Consider the following 20,371-nt stretch of genomic DNA (forward strand, 5'->3'; position numbering starts at 1 on the left):
TACCTGGCTACGCTGGGAACGGGAGCGCAGGTCTTCACGGTAGAGATGAGCGCCGGAACGAACCCGACGTTGACCGTGACGATCAGCGACACCACACCGCAGAACAGCACAGTGACGCCAACAACAGCGGTGTTCGACAAGTACGCGCAGGCGTCCGGTTATGCAGATGTTACCGCGATGATCACGCCGAGAGGCAACACGCTGAGTGATGTAACGCTGGGCGGGACAAGCATCGGCAGCACAAACTACAGCTACGACAGCACAAGTCATGTGCTGACGCTGAAGAAAGAATACCTGGCTACGCTGGGAACGAGAGCACAAGTCTTCACGGTAGAGATGAGCGCCGGAACGAACCCAACGTTGACCGTGACGATCAGCGACACCACACCGCGGACCGCTCCTAACCTTACAGCAACTGCAGGAAATCGTATGGTTGTCTTAAGTTGGGATACAGTAACAGGTGCAACTTACTATAACGTTTATATGTCCGAAATACCTGGTGTGTTCATTGATACTGCGCTGGCAACTGTAACCGAAGCGACATATCAAGTGCAAAACCTGAATAATGGTACAGCCTATTATTTTCTGGTGAAGGCAGGTAATACAGGCGGATTAAATGTGCAATCGAACGAAGTCAATGCAACGCCTGCCACCACTCCTGCGGCGCCAACAAATCTCATTGCTGTTGCAGGAAACGGCAGTGCGACGATTACCTTTAATGTACCGTCAAACAATGGAGGAAGCAGTGTCATCGGGTATGAGGTTTACGATGCTAACAAGAATCTGGTCGGGACAGGTAATTCCAGTCCGATTACCGTTAGTGGATTGAAAAATGGAACCACCTATTCGTTTACGGTGAAGGCAAGAAATGCTGTAGGGGAAAGTGAATCATCTGCTCCTTCCAATGCTGTAACACCACGGGAGCCGATCAATAATGATGACGGCGGCAGTACACCAAATCAGCCGGCTATGCCGGCTTCGCAACAACCTGCAAGTACAGAGGTTGTCGTGCTTGTGAACGGGAAGGTAGAGAACGCAGGAACGGCCGCAACGGCTGAAGTGAATGGTCAGCAAGTCACCACAATCATAGTCGATGAAGGGAAGCTTCAGAAGCGTCTGGATGAGGAAGGAACCGGCGCGGTCATCACGATCCCGGTATCAACGAAGAGCCAGGTTCTGATTGGCGAACTGAACGGGCGCATGGTTAAGAATATGGAAAATCAGCAGGCCGTTGTCGAGATCCGCACAGAAAAAGCCACCTATACTCTGCCTGCGGGGCAAGTCAATATCGACGCATTATCCAAACAGTTCGGTACTAATCTTAATCTGCAGGACATCAAGGTGAAGATCGAGATTGCTGAACCACAGGCGGCAACCGTTCGCGTCGTTGAAGCAGCAGCGAATCAAGGGGGCTTCTCGCTGGTCGTTCCTCCGCTCAATTTCAGGGTGACCGCAGGTTACGGGGAACGTACGGAGGAAATTTCGAATTTTAACATCTATGTTAAGCGCACAGTGGCTATTCCGGAAGGAGTAGATCCGAATCGGATAACGACGGGGGTAGTTGTGGAAGCAGACGGAACCGTACGCCATGTCCCAACGAAGATTGTCATGATCGAAGGTAAATATTATGCCGAAATTAACAGCTTGACCAACAGTACCTACACAATTGTATGGCATCCGCTGGAGTTCAAGGATATAGAAAAGCATTGGGCGAAGGACGCTGTCAACAACATGGGCTCGCGTATGGTTGTAACCGGAACGGGCGATGAGCTATTCAGTCCGGATCGAGACATTACCCGGGCAGAGTTTGCAGCGATTATCGTTCGGGGCTTAGGCCTTCGACTGGAGACCTCCGGGGGTAGCTTTACAGATGTGAAGCAGGCCGATTGGTACAGCAGTGCAATTCAGACAGCTTATAAATACGGGCTAATTACCGGCTATGAGGATGGAAGCTTCCGTCCGAACGATAAGATTACCCGTGAACAGGCTATGCTGATTGTGTCGAAAGCGATGAAACTCACGGGATTATCAGAAAAGATTGCTGAACAAAGCGCGAGTCATGTTCTCGGTGAATTCTCTGATGCCGGCAATGTTGCGAATTGGTCATTAAACGGAGTAGCGGACAGCATCAGCGCAGGGATCATCGCGGGCAGAAGTGCTAATAGTCTAGCTCCAAAAGCTTATATTACAAGAGCAGAAGTGGCGACGATGATGCAACGGCTGTTGCAAAAGTCCAGTTTGATTAACGAATAATAAAGGTAAGACACGTAAAGGCCGGTTCTCCAAGTGAAAATGGAGAACTGGCCTTTCTCTGTTTCATCTCGCTGATATAGGTCCGTGGATTGAATTTTCCTCTTGCCATGTTATAATAAAGCATGCGATAGACCGTTTCCTTTGGACAGGGCGGTCTATTTCTTTTTGAAAAGATAAGAAAGTATATATTTCACGCTATCCTTTACCCTTATCTTTCTCGCAGAAACGGATACCGTCCTGTTTAGGACGGCGCAGCCGTTTCTACTTGGGCAGCACCATAACATACGCAGGATAAGAGCGATCCTGATGTCTATAGAGAGGTTACTGATATGACAACTAACTTTTGGCGCGATTTGCCGCGTCCCTTTTTTATACTGGCGCCGATGGAGGATGTGACGGATGTGGTCTTTCGTCATGTCGTAAGTAAGGCGGGCAGACCGGATGTGTTCTTTACCGAGTTTGCGAATACAGAGAGCTATTGTCACCCGGAGGGCCATCATGCGGTGCGCGGGCGGTTGACGTTTACAGAGGATGAACAGCCGATGGTCGCGCATATCTGGGGGGATAAGCCGGAGTACTTCCGCCAGATGAGCATCGGAATGGCCGAGGAAGGCTTCAAAGGCATCGACATCAACATGGGCTGTCCTGTAGCGAATGTAGCGGAGAACGGGAAGGGCAGCGGCCTGATCTGCCGTCCCGAGCTCGCAGCGGAGATCATTCAGGCGGCCAAGGCCGGGGGACTGCCGGTCAGCGTGAAAACAAGACTGGGGTTCACCGAGATCGACGAATGGCGCGGCTGGTTAACTCACATTTTGCAGCAGGATATTGTGAATCTGTCGATTCATCTGCGCACGCGTGAGGAAATGAGCAAGGTCGCTGCCCACTGGGAGCTGATCCCGGAGATCAAAAAGCTTCGGGATGAGATTGCACCCAATACCCTGCTGACCATTAACGGGGATATCCCGGACCGGCAGACCGGCCTGAAGCTTGCTGAGGAGTATGGGGTGGACGGGATTATGATCGGGCGGGGGATTTTTCAGAATCCGTACGCGTTTGAGCAGGAGCCGAAGGAGCACACCAGTGAGGAGCTGCTGGATCTGCTGCGGCTGCATCTGGACCTCTATGATCAGTATTCAGGACAAGCGCCGCGTTCATTCAGCCCGCTTCAGCGGTTCTTCAAAATCTATGTCCGCGGCTTCCGCGGGGCCGGTGAATTAAGAAATACCTTAATGAACACTAAGTCAACGAGTGAAGTGCGTGCGCTGCTTGATGCTTTTGCAAGTAAGGAGCCTGAAGAGGCGGATAACGTATAGATATTAAGCTGCTAAGTGGAGGATAGGCGGAATGGAGAGGGGGACAACCCGGAGCCAGCAAGCCTGTCCTCTGTTTGGTATAGGGAGGGATTACATGTCCTGGAGTAAATTGAAGCAGCAGCTGGAGGGCTTTCTGAGTCCTGCGTTAAATGAAAGGGTGGAGTACCGCGCGCCGGGCTACCGTTATCTGCCTGATAAATCAGGGATCTGTTACATCTCGGTCGATAAAAAGAACGTGCTCAGCATGAGCGATAAAAGCAGCCCGATCAGATGGTATCAGACGGAGCTGGACATCAAAAATGATCCGGCTATCCGGATTCCAGTCACAAGTGAGGACATTGAAGCGGTCAGACAAGCAAACAAGGGGCCCGTGCCGGAGGACCGCCTGATCGTAATGGCCAGAAGCCGAAAGAGCACAGAGCATGCCAAGGCGCTTTTGTCCGCGCAGACGGCATTAACGAAGTCGAATTTTATCGTGGTGGCTAACAAGTTTCTGGTCACTCCGATAGAGGAGAGTATGGAGAGCAGCGACATGATGCTGAACATCCTGGCTCTGCTGGACAGGCGGGTCGGCAAAAAGCGGATCTTGAGTATGGCTGAGAAGATGGAGCTGAAGCATCCGGCCGTTCAGTATTTCTATGAGCTGCGGCGGAGGGTGTTGTGAGGCTCTGATATAAAAGGTATTCCATTTATGGAATACCAGCTTGGGTAGCTCCGCTGACGGCGATGTCAGTGGAGCTATTTTATTTTGCTTATGGAATGATTTTCACAAACGACAATACAATAGTCCTGTGGATCGGCTTATGGCCGAAACCGGTAAACTAAATAAAGGAGGCTTCAACTTTTGAAAAAAGTTCCCGCTAGAGCCTTATCGCTTCTGGTAGTTGTAGCAGTATTCCTATCCCTGTACTTCACAAGCTTAACGCCTGCAAACGCTGCCGCTAGAGGAGCATGGGCTCCAAATACTGCATATGCAGTAAATGATACAGTAACCTACAGCGGAAGTACGTATACCTGCCTTCAGGCCCATACTTCCCTGGTCGGCTGGGAGCCGTCTAATGTTCCTGCCTTATGGAAAAGCGGAGGAGGAACAACAACACCAACTCCGACACCAACGCCACCTCCGGCAACAAACGGCGCCACCTTTTATGCTGATATCAATTATGGCGGCAAGGCGGTAACGCTCGGAACGGGCAACTATGTACTCTCTCAGCTGAACGCTGCAGGTATACCGAATGACTGGATGTCATCGCTCAAGGTGCCTAGCGGCTGGACGGTTGAAGTGTTTGAGAACGATAGCTTTGGAGGAACCAAATGGACCTATACTGCTAATTCCTCTTGGGTTGGCGACAATGTCAATGACAAGATGAGCTCGGTTAAGATTTATATCGGTTCACCGCAGACCTCTGTAACCAAGCCTTCCGAGGTTCCAAGTCAAATCTGGACCTATGTAATGAATGTAGACAATAAATTCGGTAAAGGCGGAGATTTTGCCCTGTTGCTAAGTGCAGTTATCAAGAAGGAAAGCAGCTTTGGAGCAGGTCTGCCGGGCAGCCCGTCAGCCGGCGACGGCTTGATGCAGGTAGAGCCTAACACACGTAATGCCTATCTATCGCAATTCAGCGCCAAATTCGGCCGCAGCTATAATCACAGCGATGAACAGGATCAGGTATGCATGGGCGCATTGATTCTGGATGAAAAAATCGCCAGGTTCGGAAGCATCTATAACGGATTGCTGCACTATAACGGAGGGGACAACTGGTATCCGGGGGCTACCGATTCCTATGGCCGTCCTATTCTGGCCGATCAATATGCAAATGCCGTTTACGCTACCTATCAGGGGTACGGCGGTAAGAATTAATAGAGTGTTACGAAGACGCTGGGGAAGCCTCCTTGGCGTCTTTATTTTTTTATAAGCTGCGGCGGAGGGCGTTGTGAGTTAAACTGATTCTAGCAGATTTTATGAAAATGAGGGCTTATGTAATGTCAAAACAAGATAATATGTTGGCCATCCTATGGATGCTGAACTCCGGCGCGAAAATAACGGCGAAGCAGCTCGCCGATAAGCTGGAAATCAATATACGGACCGTGTACCGGTATATCGATGCATTATGTGCCAGCGGAGTGCCGGTTATCTCCGACTCGGGACATAACGGCGGATATAGCCTTCTCAGTAATGTGATCAGAGCACCGCTGCTGTTTGATATGGAAGAGAAGAAGGCGCTCCTTCATGCTGCTCTTTTTGCAAAAGAGGCCGGATATCCTATGAGTGACGTATTGGACAATGCCGCAACAAAGCTGAAAATGTATTCCAATCAGGAGCAGAAGCAGGTGCTTAGCCGCCATTTAGCCGGTGTTGAGGTTATAAACCATATGGTGCCTGCTTCTGTCCAGCCAGTGCTCGCGGATTTAGAATGGGCGGTAGCCAATGAATGCTCTGTAGAAATTGCTTATCGTACAGGCCGTGAGGAGCATGCCAAGAACAGGAGGATCGACCCGTATGGGATAGTCTACTGGAATAACAGATGGTACACAGTTGCCTTTTGCCACTTGAAAAAAGAGCTCCGCAGCTTCCGGGCCGACCGGATTCTGACGATTGAGCGTACGGCGGAGAGCTTTGAGCGCTCGGAGGGTTTTTCGGCCCGTGAAAGTTTCCTGCATAATCTGCTGCCTGATGCAGCAGGCAAGGAAGAATGGATGGCTGTAAGGATAGAAGGCACGGCGGATGCGCTGGACGACCTGTGTCTGCACTGGTTTCTCGGGCATCATCTGAAGGAGCGGACAGCGAATCAGGCGATCTTTACCCTTGAGGAGGAGAACGTTCACAGGTATGTTCCTTCATTTCTTCTGCCCTATGGGAAGTCCATTCAAGTAATGGAGCCGCAGAGCTTAAAGGACAAGCTTGTTGCTACTGCAGCGGAGTTAATGGAATATTATCAGCAGTAACAGCTTCACTGACAGCGGATGTCAGTGGAGCTGTTTTATTATGGAGGTAATCACGAAAAGGGGGATTTATCAATGAATCATACTGTATATCTGTATGTGTGTGACACCATGGCGGACTGGGAAATCGGGTACCTGACTGCCGAGCTGAACTCGGGAAGATACTATAAGAAGGGGCAAGCCCCGTCTAAACTAGTCACCGTAGGGATAAACAAGACACCTATAACTACAATGGGCGGATTAACCCTAATGCCTGACATCACACTGGAGGAATGCAGTCCTAGCAGCGGAGATTTGCTGATTCTGCCGGGTGGAGAGACATGGACAGATTCCATCCACGAGCCTATCCTGCGGGCTGCCGGGAGATGTCTGGAGGACAATATAGGGGTTGCGGCGATTTGCGGAGCTACAATGGGGCTGGCCCGGACAGGCCTGCTGGATACACGCGCTCATACAAGCAACGATCTGGAGTATCTCAAAATGGTCTGCCCGGCATACACAGGCGAACAGCACTATAAACTGCAGCCTGCTGTAACGGATGGTAACCTGATTACTGCCTCTGGAATAGCTCCCCTGGAGTTTACTGTTCATGTCCTGCGGGCCCTGGATGTATTCTCCGACCAGACCTTAGAAGCCTGGTATAACCTGTATAAGACTCAGGAGCCTAAGTATTTCTACGAGCTGATGAGTGGATTCCAAGAGTAACGAACACGGAACTTCCTCTAAACCTCTGCAGTAATATTGACAATCTAGCAAACTGCAGAAATGGAATATTGACCCATGGAAAATAAAGGGTTAGTATTGGTATAAATGGTTTTGAGAGGAAGTGTATACGTTGCTTGAACTCGATGGTATCGCTGCCGATTCACTTGTAGACATGATAAAACTATCATTTTCATGTGAAAACTGGCCAGCCGTAATTGAGGTGTCAGATAAGCTATTCGAAGTAATTGCTATCACCTACGAGACCTCGCATACTATCATCGGGATGTCCCCAATGCCGCACCTAAACCGAAGCATTGCCTACTATTTCGGATATAGCCTGTTAATGAAGGGGGTGGGGCACCAGAAGACGGGACAATACGCAGAAGCAAGAAGATGCATTAATCAATATAAGGATTTGGGCTGGATTAAGCATCTGGATGAAGAGGGATATGCGGAAGCGGCTTTTTTCAAGGAAATGGCTGTGGCCAACGGTTATGTCATTGAGTTGCTTGAGGGGAACAGCAGAGTGCTGCAGGAGTATGTCCGCTTTCTGCAGACGTTAACGAAGAAGGAAGTCCTGAACGGACTGTTAACCGTCTTGGAGTCGGCAATCAAATACAACTACTCTATCGACTGGGTGCTTGAGCTATTCGAGGATCAGATCGAGGAGATCAGCAGCAAAGAGAAGAGAGAAGATGTACGAAGCTATGTGGATTACAAGTACTTACTCGCTACCTATTTATATAGAAGAAATAATATGACCGATGCCTTAAATAGAATACTCGATATTTTACAAATATGTAGTAAACTAGAAGATGAGGTGGGATTTAGAAAGTCTGTCGCCTTCTACGAGCTTATCCGAAACAGGGCATCAGATTCACAGCAAGAGATGTATCAAAGGATTATAAAAAATATCTTAGAGAGGGAGTTTTTTTATGACGAAGAAGATATCCTTGTTGCTGACGACGCTGTTGTTACTTAGTGCAGTTGCCATCGGAGCCTCAGCTAGCGCTGATTCCGCTGCAAAGACAAGCCCTGCGGGCGGGGTTACGTTATTTAATCATGGGACTGGGCATTAGAAATAGATTGATGAGAGGCTCCGCGGATGCGGGGCCTTTTTTTTGGGGTTGCAGTATCACAAGTAATGATGGCAAATTTCAATGATTTTCAAGAAGAAATTAATCGCATAGAAGAGTACAATAGAACCAATAATGTTCCAAGAATATTCCTTCCAGAAGGTGTGGAAAGCAATATTTAAACTCAGACTTGAAAAGGCAGCCTCTCAAGGCTGCCTTTTAATTTAATTACCATTTTTACTGTGAACAACGTTAATGTCTTTAACAGAGACGAAGAAGGGGATGATTAAAAGTGAAATCGTCTTATATTATTCTTGGTAGCATGCTGTTCCTGTTTCTATCGGCATGTACAAATAGTAATACTGAAGCAAGTCTGTCGAATGAAACCATGACTAATTTTCCTACAACCGTTAAAACTGTTGTGTATTCTGAAGTTCAGTTTATTCACTTAGACAAGAACCAGCTTGTTAATGAGGCAGATGCGATTGTAAAAGGTAGAGTTCTCTCTCAAGAAGTGCAGAAAAACTTTGAAGGGTTCCCGGTTACCGATACAACAATCCAAGTTCAAACGGTCTTTAAGGGAGAAGCTGGAGAAACCGTAGAAGTACGGGTAGATGGTGGAGAAACAGATGATATGATCCTTGTCCTCGATGAAGACTACATCCCAAAATTTGAAATGGATGAAGAAGTTATTGTTTTTCTCAGCGCCGATAAAGGAGATAGGCCAGATAAGAACGATTTTGGCTATTACGTGGTAGGACAGTCTCAGGGAAACTTCAGTTTGAAAGACAATTTACAAAATGATTCTATTGAGAATAATGCAAAAACATTGGAATTTGACTTAAATAATTTTCAAGAGGAAATTAATCAGGCTGCTTCTATAAATTAGTTCAAACCATAATTCGCTGTATCTTTTATTAAGGGACTCTGTTTAACAGGAGTCCTTTTCTATTTAATTTGGAGGAATTTCATGGAATTATATTGAAAATTGGACTATCATTATTTTGTGCAGAGCAAATATAAAAGATTGAATAGAAAAACATGATGAGGTGCCATGTTCTCGTGAAACTAAAGCCTGTTTTAGATGGAATCGACATTTATTTTTTGAACATGATAGCGTTAGGATGGAAGATGCGGAATATCAGAATTTTCCATAATTAAGGGAGGATACCGGTATGAATATGTCGAAATACCTAGAAAAGTATAACGAATGGGGTGATGGCCTTGTACGAGAACGTTACATACGACGAATATGATATTGCTGAGCCTAAGGCGGACTCTCTTATTCATTCGATAAGGTCATTCGGCTACGAATTATCGACTGCAATTGCAGATTTGATTGATAATAGTATTACGGCAAAGGCAAAAAATGTTTGGGTTAATTTTTTTTGGAATGGTGCTGCTTCATGGATCGCAATTAAAGACGATGGGATTGGGATGACACAAAAAGAACTAATAAAAGCGATGACATTAGGCTCCAAAAATCCACTCTTATTAAGACCAGCTAATGACTTGGGGAGATTTGGACTTGGTTTAAAAACAGCAACGTTTTCACAGTGTAAACAGCTAACTGTTGGGACTAAGTTGAAAGGAGAAAACTTAGTCGTCCGTTGCTGGGATTTGGATTATGTTTCGGACTGCAGACAATGGCGTTTGTTGAAACAGGGTTCTAACAATCTGGAGAAGGAAGCTCTTGAGGGATTAGATCAAGGTACTCTTGTTGTTTGGGATAAACTCGACAGAGTCGTAGACGAGGAAGTGAAAGTTGATGATGATCGGGCTCATGGTCTTTTTTTAGAGAAAGCGTCAATAGTAAAGAAGCACTTAGCAATGGTTTTTCATAGATTTTTAGAAGGCCCGAATCCATTGAAAATTTGGTTTAATGACAAGCTGGTGTCGCCGTGGAATCCTTTCCTTATTGATCTGAAGGCGACGGAGTTGCTAACTGTGGAGCCATTATTTATAAATGGAAAACGAATAGAGGTAAGACCATATGTACTGCCCCATCATTCAAAAATGTCCCAAGAAGAACATGCGTATGGCGCAGGTACAAAAGGATGGAATGCTCATCAAGGATTTTACGTTTATCGCAACAAACGAATGTTAGTCGCAGGTGACTGGTTAGGACTCGGCTTTCAAAAGGAAGAGCATTATAAACTTGCTCGTATCCAGATAGATATACCGAATAACCTTGATCAAGAGTGGTCAATAGATGTTAAAAAATCTAAAGCGCGACCGCCGCAGAATATTAGGCAAGACCTAAAAAGGATAGCAAAATTAACTCGAGATAGAGCATCAAATATTTACAGGCACCGCGGAAAGATAGTCTCGCGCACAAGTGGAGCAGAATTTATTTATTTATGGCAGCAGAGTGCAAAACATGGAAAAATATCATATAAGATAAATCGCGAACATCCACTTGTTCGTGAATGTAATAATTCCATTAAAGGTAACCAGACGTTAGAAACATTATTAAAAATGCTAGAGGAAACAATTCCTATTCCTATGATCTTACTTAACTATTCAGAACAATCCGATAATATAAAAGGTCCTTTTGAAGACGAGCCTCCTAAAGAGTTAAATGCGGTATTAGAAAACAGCCTTAAGGCTTTACTAAATCAAGGGTTGATGATAAGTGATATTAAAAAAAGGTTGATAGCAATGGAACCTTTTGATCTATATAAAGAATACGTTATTGCTCGTTGCGAGGAATTTGAGGAGGAAAATAAATGAATTTATTGGACATTGCCAAAAGTCACGTTATGGTAAATCTAAGGCAGTACGATATAGTTACGTCAGATATCATTAAAAACACCATACAACCTGTACTGGCTATGTTACATGCACTATACCCAGGGCAGATTATTGATGAAGACAGATTGTATCGAGACTTATTAAGTATTAATAATGTGTATGTTGCGAATGAAACCCAACTGAGAGATGATCGTGATCATGTTGTTTGGTTACCTGATAAAAAAAGTGAGATACAATGGGGTTTTTGGAATCGATATAGAAATTATTTGGAGGATGTGAAATCATACCCTTCAATAGTCATCTCTAAACTTCACGGGCTCACGGATAATATTTTAGGTAGCTTAGAAGATCCCAAAAGACAGGGGGAGTGGGATAGAAGAGGTATGGTTGTAGGTTACGTTCAGTCTGGAAAAACGCTTAACTATACTGGGCTAATATGTAAGGCAGCTGATGCTGGGTATAAACTCATTATTGTAATGGCTGGAATGCATAACGATTTGCGGAGCCAAACGCAACTAAGACTAGATGAGGATTTTCTTGGCTATGATACACGGTTAAGCAGGCAATATAGCAATTCAAATAGAAAAGTCGGTGTCGGCAAGCTAATTGAACATGGTGACTTGGTTATCCATTCATTAACCAGCAGTGCTGAGGATGGAGATTACCGGACCCAGATTGCCCGAAATGTGGGATTTATGTTGGGTGGAGATCCGGTAATTTTAGTGGTAAAGAAAAATGCCTCAGTACTTCAAAATCTCTTGCGCTGGATTCAAAGTGATGGAAGGGTTGACCCTGAAAGTGGAGAGATCGTTAGGGACAACATTCCATTATTACTAATTGATGACGAAGCTGACAATGCCTCTGTAGATGGAAAACAAGCAAAAAGGGATGAAAACGGAAATATATTGGAGGATACTGATCCCACGACAATAAACCGATTAATTAGGCAACTTTTAAAAACCTTCCAAAAAAGTTCTTATGTAGGTTACACTGCAACTCCATTTGCCAATATTTTTATATATCCACCGGATGATAGTGGGAATGTAAATAAATACGGGGAAGATCTATTCCCCCGCAGTTTTATCATTAATCTACCAGCTCCGACAAATTACGTTGGTCCGGTACAAGTATTTGGACTGGATGACGATGGAGAACTCGGGTTAGACGAACACCTAGGGCTACCTATTGTAAATGAAGTAAGTGATTACGAACCTTACATCCCAGATCGGCATAAAAAAGACTATCATGTAAAGTCGCTCCCCCCTACTCTTAAGAAAGCAATTAAAGTATTTGTTGTTTCATGTGCAGCACGTATGGCCAGAGGGCAAATTACTGATCATAAATCGATGCTTATTCATATCACACGGTTTACAGCAGTACAGGGTTTAATAAAGGATCTTGTTCTGGAAGAAGTTACGAGACTCCAGAATCTGTTGGAATTTGGTTCCGGAAATTCTTCAAACCAAATATTTGATGAATTAAAACGAATCTGGGAAAATGATTTTATTGGCGTTACTGACGACATCCAGAGTATGGTTGATGATCCCCAAATAATAAGCTTGCGGTGGGAACAGGTTGAAGACCATCTTTATGAGGCCGCGGCAAAAATTCAAGTTAAAGCCATAAACGGTTCAGCAAAGGATGTCTTGGATTATAGGGACCACCCCAATGGTATGAGTGTTATAGCTATTGGTGGAGATAAACTATCTCGTGGTATTACTTTGGAGGGTTTAAGCGTAAGCTATTATCTTCGCGCTTCTAAAATGTATGATACCCTTATGCAGATGGGAAGATGGTTCGGATATAGACCTGGATATTTGGATTTATGTCGTCTGTATACTAGTGAAGAGCTTATAAGTTGGTACAAACATATAGCAATGGCTAATGAGGAGCTCCGCAAGGAGTTTGACTATATGGCGGCTACTGGCGGCACCCCTATGGATTACGGGCTTAGGGTTCGCACACATCCTGATGGTTTGCAAATCACTTCCTCAAATAAATTAAAACATGGTACAAAAATGGCAGTCTCTTTTTCAGGAGGGATAAGTGAAACAGTCGTATTCCACAAGAATAAAGAAATTTTTGAAAAAAACTATGCGATCGTAAACAGTTGGCTTTACCAATTAGGAATACCGGAACAAGTCGAAGGCGGCTCTTGGAGATGGAAGGAGATCAATGGTGAAAAAATAATTGAATTACTTGAAGGATTCGGGACGCATCCATTGTCTCGAAAAGCAGATCCAACAACATTATGCAAATATATCAGGAAGCTACTTCTTGAAGATGAACTTAAGGAATGGACTGTTGTGTTAATATCCAGTGGAAGAGGAATGGAGAAAAATATAGCAGGTCGAAACGTAGGTCTTATAAATAGAAAAGACGACAGTAAGGAAGATCCAAAGAAGTGGATGTTATCTAAGGGTAGACTACTCAGTCCAGTTGATGAATACAAATATGATCTAGATGAAGCGGAAATAGCATCGGCTTTAGAAGCAACCATTTCAGCATGGAGGAATAATCCCAAAAGAAGAGGTAAAGAAGTACCAAAGGTGCCGAGTGGCCCATATATTAGAGCAGTCAGATCCAAACAAAGAGGATTGTTATTGCTTTATCCGTTGCTTCCACCGTTGCCTGATTGTGAAACACCCGTAATAGGATATTCAATTAGTTTCCCAAAGAGCTATAAATCAGTTCAGGTTGAGTACCTTGTTGACACCACCTATTGGAGAAATATATATGGCGACGATGAAGAATGATATTGAGTCTATTTGGCAGCAGATCGAAGAATCTATCGAAGAGGAAGATATAAGAAAGGGTATAATTAAGAGGCTCATTATACCTCAATGGAATAATAAATTATTTTTAGGCGTTGAGATTGAAACTAGAAAACGATTATTCGTACTCGAGGCTCCGTATAAAGTATTGCGAAATTTAGGACCCTTGCCTCAAACCAATGGGTTTGAGGCAAGCATACGGTATTTGGGAGATGAAGAGGAAAACTACTTATCATTGTTTCTAATTGTAAAGAAAACACAGTTTCATGATTTGTTTGTTTCATTAATAAAAAATATTTTGGAGCATTTGGAACCACTGGATACTGAACATTTAGTAGAAATTATTATACTGAGACTTTTAAAGTGGCAAAAGTTTTTGGAAAGGTTTCACTTTGAGGGACTGGGAGAAGAAGCCCAAAGAGGGCTTTTTGGTGAACTTTTTTTTCTAAATCGTTTACTTGAAGTTGGCGTTAACAGTAAAATTGTTATAAATGCGTGGAAAGGACCGGAGAAAACTGTTCACGACTTCATATTTGAGGAATGTTCGTTAGAAGTGAAAACTTCAATAAGCAAACAGCACCAAAAAGTATATATTTCGAGTGAAAGGCAATTAGATAATAGTCAGTCAGGAGAATTGTATTTATGTCATTTTTCATTGGATAATCAGTCAGGTCAAGGATGCTCCCTAAATCAAATTGTACGTATCGTTAAGGAGCAAATAAAAACATCCCCTCTGGTTTCAGAGTTATTTGAGGATAAATTGTTTGAAGCAGGCTATTTGGATGTTCACTCTGAACGTTATGAGAATCCAACCTATAGCATAAGGGAATATAACCTTTTTAAGGTGAGTCAAGGTTTCCCGAGAATCATTGAAAACGACCTGATTGAAGGGGTTGGTGATGTTAAATACTCCATAATGATTTCTCAATGCAAACAATACCTAGTGGCAGAAAATGCTGTGTTGAATATGATTGGGGATGTAGATTCAAATGGCTAAGAATATATTAGAGTTTGCACAAGACTTTCAACAAGAGATTATTAGCTTATCAGAAATGGAAGGCGAAGAGAATTTTCGTGAGGATCAGTTTACAAGATTATTCATGGACTATTTAACTGATTTTGAAGAAATTGAAGATAGTGATGTCTTCTCTTACCGTGGAAGAGGTATGCAGATTAATGGTTATAGCTTCTCCGAGGAGCTAGATCAGATCGTGCTCTTTGTGGCGAACTACTCTGCATCGTGCCCTCCTGAATCCGTGCGAAAAAGTGATCTAGATGCTGCAATTAAAAGGTGCATTGGTTTTTTTAAAAGAGCATTAGGAGGTTTACACACTTCCCTTGAGGAAGCATCACCTGTATTTGATTTAGCAATGCAATTATTTGAGACAAAAGAGATACTAACGGAACTGAAAATTGTATATATGACAGATGGACTTGCAAAGTCTGAGGTTGCAAATGAGGTCTCTGTGAATGGTATCCCAATTAAAGTACATGTGTGGGATATTGAAAGATTATACCGGTCTTGGAGTTCTGGACAGAAACGAGAAGCAATCGAGATTGATTTTACTGAGCATGGTCAGGCAATTCCTTGTTTGCCTATGCCTGTAGAAGAAAATTCAGACTATATGACATATCTTGCTATATTTCCTGGTCAAGTTCTTGTGAGTATTTACGGACAATATGGCCCAAGGCTTCTGGAGCGTAATGTAAGGTCCTTCTTGCAAGCAAGAGGCAATGTTAATAAAGGAATACGTTCCACCATTCGATATGAGCCTCATATGTTTTTAGCATATAATAATGGCCTTTCTGCTGTAGCTGAGAACATCGAATTAATAGCTTTGGATAATGGTACTAAGGCTATAAAAGCTGTAAAGGATCTTCAGATTGTCAATGGGGGTCAGACCACTGCCTCCATTTATCATGCGTATAGAAAAGATAAGGCTGATATGAATAATTTATTTGTACAAGTAAAGCTGACGGTAATTTTGAACTCAAGTAAAATTGATGAGATTGTTCCTCGTATTTCGGAATATGCAAATAACCAAAATAAAATTCAAACAGCCGATTTCTCTGCCAATGATCCCTTTCATAGGAAAGTTGAAGAACTATCTAGGACAATTTGGGCTCCTGCAACAAGTGGAGTCCAGAGACAAACTAGATGGTTTTATGAGAGAGCAAGAGGTCAGTACATGGATGAAAAAGGTAGGGCCTCTACGCCAGCACAAAAGAAACAATTTGATCTTACTCATCCTAAGCACCAATTGTTTACCAAAACTGATTTAGCTAAATATGAAAACACGTGGAATCAGCTACCACACATTGTGAGCAGAGGTGCACAGAAAAACTTTAATGAATTTACAGTTATAAATAACGAGCAGAAAACTTCTCCCCTTCCAGATCAAAACTATTTTGAGAGACTTGTAGCCAAGGCAATTCTATTTCGTAGAACGGAGAAGTTAGTTCAAGGACAAAAGTATGGAGGATACAGGGCTAACATTGTTACTTATACATTAGCTTGGTTAGCCCATGCGACTCAAAAAAAGATAGACATTCATAAGATTTGGAAGGAGCAAGACATATCACCTACATTAGAAAAGGCCATTATACATGTTTCTGGCTTTGCTCATCGCCATATCATTAATGCACCTGGAAATGGGAATGTAACCGAGTGGTGTAAGAAGGCAGAATGTTGGAAGAGCTTTGAAAAATGCGAAATAGAACTACCAGATGAACTCTTTGAAGAATTAGTTGAATTTGAGCAAGACAGAGAAAATGATGATGATAGCGAACAGTTAAGACTGATCGACAAAATTAAGGGAATAAATTCGCAAACATGGTTTGACATAGCCGCTTGGAGTAAAGAGACCAATAATTTGCTTCCTTGGCAAAGAAGCTTAGCTTTCAGTTTGGGGAAAATAGTAAGACAAGGAATTACTCCCTCAATTAAACAAGCAATACATGCTGAAAAAATATTAAGTGACTTGGATGAAGTTGGTTACTTCTTAGACGATCAGCGGGTCACTTCTTAGTATTTATCTTTCTATCTTAACCTGGTATAATGAGTTATAATATTGATTTTAGGAGATTGTCTATGAATTTTATTGATTTATTTGCCGGTGCCGGAGGTTTATCAGAAGGTTTTATACGTCAGGGTTTTGAACCTGTGGCTCATATTGAGATGGATGCGTATGCTGCACAGACTCTTAAAACCCGTGCGGTGTATCATTATCTTAAAGAGAACGGCAGATTAGACGTATATCATAGATACCTTAAAAATCTAATTACAAAAGAAGAATTATATGGTGAAGTCGATCCTAGGGTTCTAAAATCAGTACTTAATAGAGAAATTTCTGATGAAAGTATTGGAGAAATATTTCAAACTATTGATGAAAGCCTTAATAATCAAGGCACATCGTCTGTCGATGTTTTAATTGGTGGGCCACCGTGCCAAGCTTATTCGTTAGTTGGCCGAGCGCGTGATCCTTATAACAAAGAACACGATCCTCGAAATTATTTATATCGGCAGTATGTTAAGTTTTTAGAAAAGTATAAACCTAAATTGTTTGTTTTTGAAAATGTACCTGGCATATTGACCGCTGGAAAAGGAAAGTTATTTGATGATGTCCAAAGATTTATGGATGATGCCGGTTATAACATTGAGGCAAGAATACTTGATGCAAGTAAGTTTGGAGTCTTACAAAAAAGACGACGTGTGATTTTAATTGGGTGGGTAAAGGGCACTGATCTCTTCTATCCTGAATTTAATTATTATGATCACAACTACTTGGTCTCAGATATCCTTAAAGATATGCCAACTCTTCAACCTGGAGAAACTAAGGATTTTATGTATTCTGCATCCCCCTCTGAATACCTTAGGAAACACGCCATCAGATCAGATGATGATATTTTGGTTCAGCATATTAGCCGTCCCCATAACGATCATGACAGAGAAATTTACAGACTTGCTATTGGTCAATGGGATAAAGAGAAAAAGCGTTTGAAGTATACAGATGTTCCTGAAAAAGACAGGACTCATAGCAATATTACGGCCTTTTTGGATCGATTTAAGGTCGTAGCAAGTGATCTTAATTATTCGCACACAATGGTTGCACATATAGCAAAAGATGGCCATTATTACATTCATCCAGATGTCAATCAATTACGCTCCCTATCAGTTCGTGAAGCAGCTAGAATACAATCATTTCCTGATAATTTTTTCTTCGAAGGCCCAAGAACAGCCATCTTCACTCAGATCGGAAATGCAGTTCCGCCATTAATGGCAGAGTGTATAGCTGAAAAGATTAAGCAGATGTTAGAAAAATAAAACCAAGAACTAAAGGGGTCTAAAGACCCTCTTTAGTTTTTTTGATTTCATCTAACATATCAATGAATTGTTTGTGATAGCTTTTTGCTTGTTCTAGCATATCTGAGTAAGTTCTGATAATTAATGTTCCTGTCTGGTGCAAGGAATCATAGAGTTTCTTATCTGTGGGAGCCATAGTAATATTATCAGATACTAGGAAAGTTTTAATATCACTGATTTCTGTTCTCTTTTCACTTAAAAACCGGGAATAATCTACAGCTTGGTGCAGTTCCTTAAGTGAAAGTTTTATATTAGGTCTCTTTAGTTCAATAATATGAACAGTGCCGTTGACATTGGAACAGACAAAGTCGATTCTTCTATTACTTTCTTCAAGCTCGTCATCGGGAAATACCTCCTTTAGTATTTTGCTGTAGGTGACTTCCCTATCGAATGTGGTCATTCTTGGGTCCAATATCCAAGGGAACTTTTCTAAAAAGGGCTGGATGTATTTTGTTTCAGATGCATTTTCCTTTATAAATTTTTCGAACCTATTAATTGTTTCAATTCTACCCACAGCTATTTTCGACATTTCGTGAAGTTCGATTTTTTCCCAATCGTTACTGATTTTACTCATGTTTTCAACGGTAATCTCTGCGTCATTGAGTTCAGAGACATAGGTTTTAAAGTACTCAAAGTGGAATTGGTTCTTTAGAGAGTTCATAATTTCAACCACTTTTAATGCTTCATCTTCAGTTTCAATATTATTGGCTAATTGATTTTGGAAGTTTTGAAGTATCTTTCTTTCGGGCGGATTAACATCATTATAAAAATCCTTTGGAATTAATTCTTCAATAGCGGTTTCCTTCTTTTCTTTCCGCGATTTTCTCCATTCATTATTTATTTTATTTATAAGCTTATCAAGGTTGTCCTTAAGCAATTTAAGGTCTTTGTGTTGATCCCATAACAATGATCTTCGGTCAGTGGAAATATAGTCCTCATTTAGATCTTCAATGAAATCGATAGTGAAATTTCCAGTTACATAGGAATGGAAATTATCATTAGAACGTTCGTTGAAGAAGGTGTTTTCTTGAACTAATTTTTTGCGTGAATATATAATAAAGCCTTTATGCTTCTGTTGGAGTGGGGTTTTTTGAGTTATAATATGGCCATTTACACCTTTCTCCATTAGCCAGTTCAAATAAATGGAGTCCTTTATCTCACTCTCAAAGTCTTTTGGAAAATGCCACTCAAATTCCTTTTGGATTCTATTATAATAAAGTTCATTTGTAACAAGTGTGCTCTGGGAATCATTACTATTTGTAATTGTGACTTGAAAGTCTGCATCAAAAAATTTGAATTTACTGGATAAACTTTCTGACAAAGTGGCAATATCCGTTATTGCATCTACTTTCAAATTTTTGATTGTGATAACTGTACCATTACCCTCTTTAACAGGGATATTATCATCAATTGGTTCGGGATAGTACACTTGCTTATCACTATTGTCTTTAATATCATCATAGTTCATTTTGAAAGTATTTTTATAGTTTTCACATGTAGAGGAAATAATTATCGTCTCCGCTATTCCAAAGACGGCGAGTTTGCCAAGTCCCTTTCTCCCAGTAACTTTTCTTTTCAAAATTCTGGAATAACCATTACTGGTATCAATCCTTCGGTTCCTTCCGATGACAAGAAAATTTGTGTTTAAATCGTTTCGAGTCATACCATGGCCATCATCCGACACAATTACTTCTTTATTTTGATAATCAATAATAACTTCTACTTTTTTTGCATCGGCATCATATGCATTTGACACTAATTCGGCGATCACTGGAGGAAATGAGCTATAGAGCTTTACTCCCAGATGATCAATAGTATTCAATTGAAAGGTCATCGCTAATTTTTCTGACATTCTTTTGGAACTCCTTTTTTAATACTTAGGATTTTTTTGCGAGTGAGTAAATCAGTAAAGAGTGATAATATCGAAATTCGCGCTTACGCTATACGTTTTATTTCGGCTTTATATCGTTGGAATCCTTCCACAACCTCACAGTTGATAGAAAGATATTATCAATTTTTTTCTTAAATGATTAATTTTTATTGCAACTTGGAATACTGGCTGAAGTTTATATTTCGAGGCCGGGTGGAACACATCTGCACTGCTCAACTAAAATGTAGGATTGTTTAGTAAACCTCAAGTTGTAGTTACGCTTAAAGGATTGATTCACTTACTGATCTTAGTATATTTGG

General features: G+C 42.1%; 14 protein-coding genes. 13 read left to right on the forward strand and 1 reads right to left on the reverse strand.

Annotated features, from left to right (window positions below):
* The 13 genes from BLR64_RS21730 to BLR64_RS21790 all read left to right on the forward strand — a co-directional run.
* Positions 1–2,253: S-layer homology domain-containing protein (locus tag BLR64_RS21730; RefSeq protein ID WP_090717408.1), on the forward strand; the 2,253-nt coding region annotated here is incomplete at its 5' end.
* 329 nt (positions 2,254–2,582) lie between these two features.
* A complete protein-coding gene (locus BLR64_RS21735) occupies positions 2,583–3,566 on the forward strand; it encodes a tRNA dihydrouridine synthase (protein ID WP_090717410.1) in 984 nt (327 codons plus the stop codon).
* A gap of 94 nt (positions 3,567–3,660) precedes the next feature.
* Positions 3,661–4,230, forward strand: a complete 570-nt coding sequence (locus BLR64_RS21740; RefSeq protein ID WP_090717413.1) for an SF0329 family protein — start codon at positions 3,661–3,663, stop codon at positions 4,228–4,230.
* A 180-nt stretch (positions 4,231–4,410) separates the two neighbouring features.
* Entirely contained in the window at positions 4,411–5,427 is a 1,017-nt protein-coding gene (locus BLR64_RS21745; RefSeq protein ID WP_090717415.1) for a carbohydrate-binding protein, read from the forward strand.
* A 122-nt stretch (positions 5,428–5,549) separates the two neighbouring features.
* Positions 5,550–6,512: a helix-turn-helix transcriptional regulator gene (locus BLR64_RS21750; protein ID WP_090717469.1), complete on the forward strand. Its 963-nt coding sequence runs from the start codon at positions 5,550–5,552 to the stop codon at positions 6,510–6,512.
* Positions 6,513–6,584: 72 nt separating this feature from the next.
* Positions 6,585–7,214 carry a type 1 glutamine amidotransferase family protein gene (locus BLR64_RS21755; protein WP_090717418.1) on the forward strand — a complete coding sequence of 210 codons (630 nt, stop codon included), beginning with the start codon at positions 6,585–6,587 and terminating at the stop codon, positions 7,212–7,214.
* A gap of 130 nt (positions 7,215–7,344) precedes the next feature.
* Positions 7,345–8,196, forward strand: a complete 852-nt coding sequence (locus BLR64_RS21760) for a hypothetical protein (RefSeq protein ID WP_090717421.1) — start codon at positions 7,345–7,347, stop codon at positions 8,194–8,196.
* Positions 8,197–8,582: 386 nt separating this feature from the next.
* Positions 8,583–9,179, forward strand: coding sequence for a hypothetical protein (locus tag BLR64_RS21765; protein ID WP_090717423.1), 597 nt, complete (start codon positions 8,583–8,585; stop codon positions 9,177–9,179).
* 335 nt (positions 9,180–9,514) lie between these two features.
* A complete protein-coding gene (locus BLR64_RS21770; protein WP_208607215.1) occupies positions 9,515–11,023 on the forward strand; it encodes an ATP-binding protein in 1,509 nt (502 codons plus the stop codon).
* A complete protein-coding gene (locus tag BLR64_RS21775; RefSeq protein ID WP_090717429.1) occupies positions 11,020–13,800 on the forward strand; it encodes a Z1 domain-containing protein in 2,781 nt (926 codons plus the stop codon). The genes BLR64_RS21770 and BLR64_RS21775 overlap by 4 nt, the downstream gene beginning before the upstream one ends.
* Positions 13,781–14,815: a PD-(D/E)XK motif protein gene (locus BLR64_RS21780; RefSeq protein ID WP_090717431.1), complete on the forward strand. Its 1,035-nt coding sequence runs from the start codon at positions 13,781–13,783 to the stop codon at positions 14,813–14,815. The genes BLR64_RS21775 and BLR64_RS21780 overlap by 20 nt, the downstream gene beginning before the upstream one ends.
* Entirely contained in the window at positions 14,808–16,847 is a 2,040-nt protein-coding gene (locus BLR64_RS21785) for an AIPR family protein (protein ID WP_090717434.1), read from the forward strand. The genes BLR64_RS21780 and BLR64_RS21785 overlap by 8 nt, the downstream gene beginning before the upstream one ends.
* 62 nt (positions 16,848–16,909) lie before the next feature.
* Positions 16,910–18,142, forward strand: coding sequence for a DNA cytosine methyltransferase (locus tag BLR64_RS21790; protein ID WP_090717436.1), 1,233 nt, complete (start codon positions 16,910–16,912; stop codon positions 18,140–18,142).
* Positions 18,143–18,161: 19 nt separating this feature from the next.
* On the opposite strand, the gene BLR64_RS21795 is transcribed toward BLR64_RS21790, so the two are convergent.
* Positions 18,162–20,033, reverse strand: a complete 1,872-nt coding sequence (locus BLR64_RS21795) for an ATP-binding protein (protein ID WP_090717439.1) — start codon at positions 20,031–20,033, stop codon at positions 18,162–18,164.
* Between the last annotated feature and the right edge of the window lie 338 nt (positions 20,034–20,371).

This window comes from Paenibacillus typhae, assembly GCF_900099765.1.
Classification (GTDB): Bacteria; Bacillota; Bacilli; order Paenibacillales; family Paenibacillaceae; genus Paenibacillus_AQ; species Paenibacillus_AQ typhae.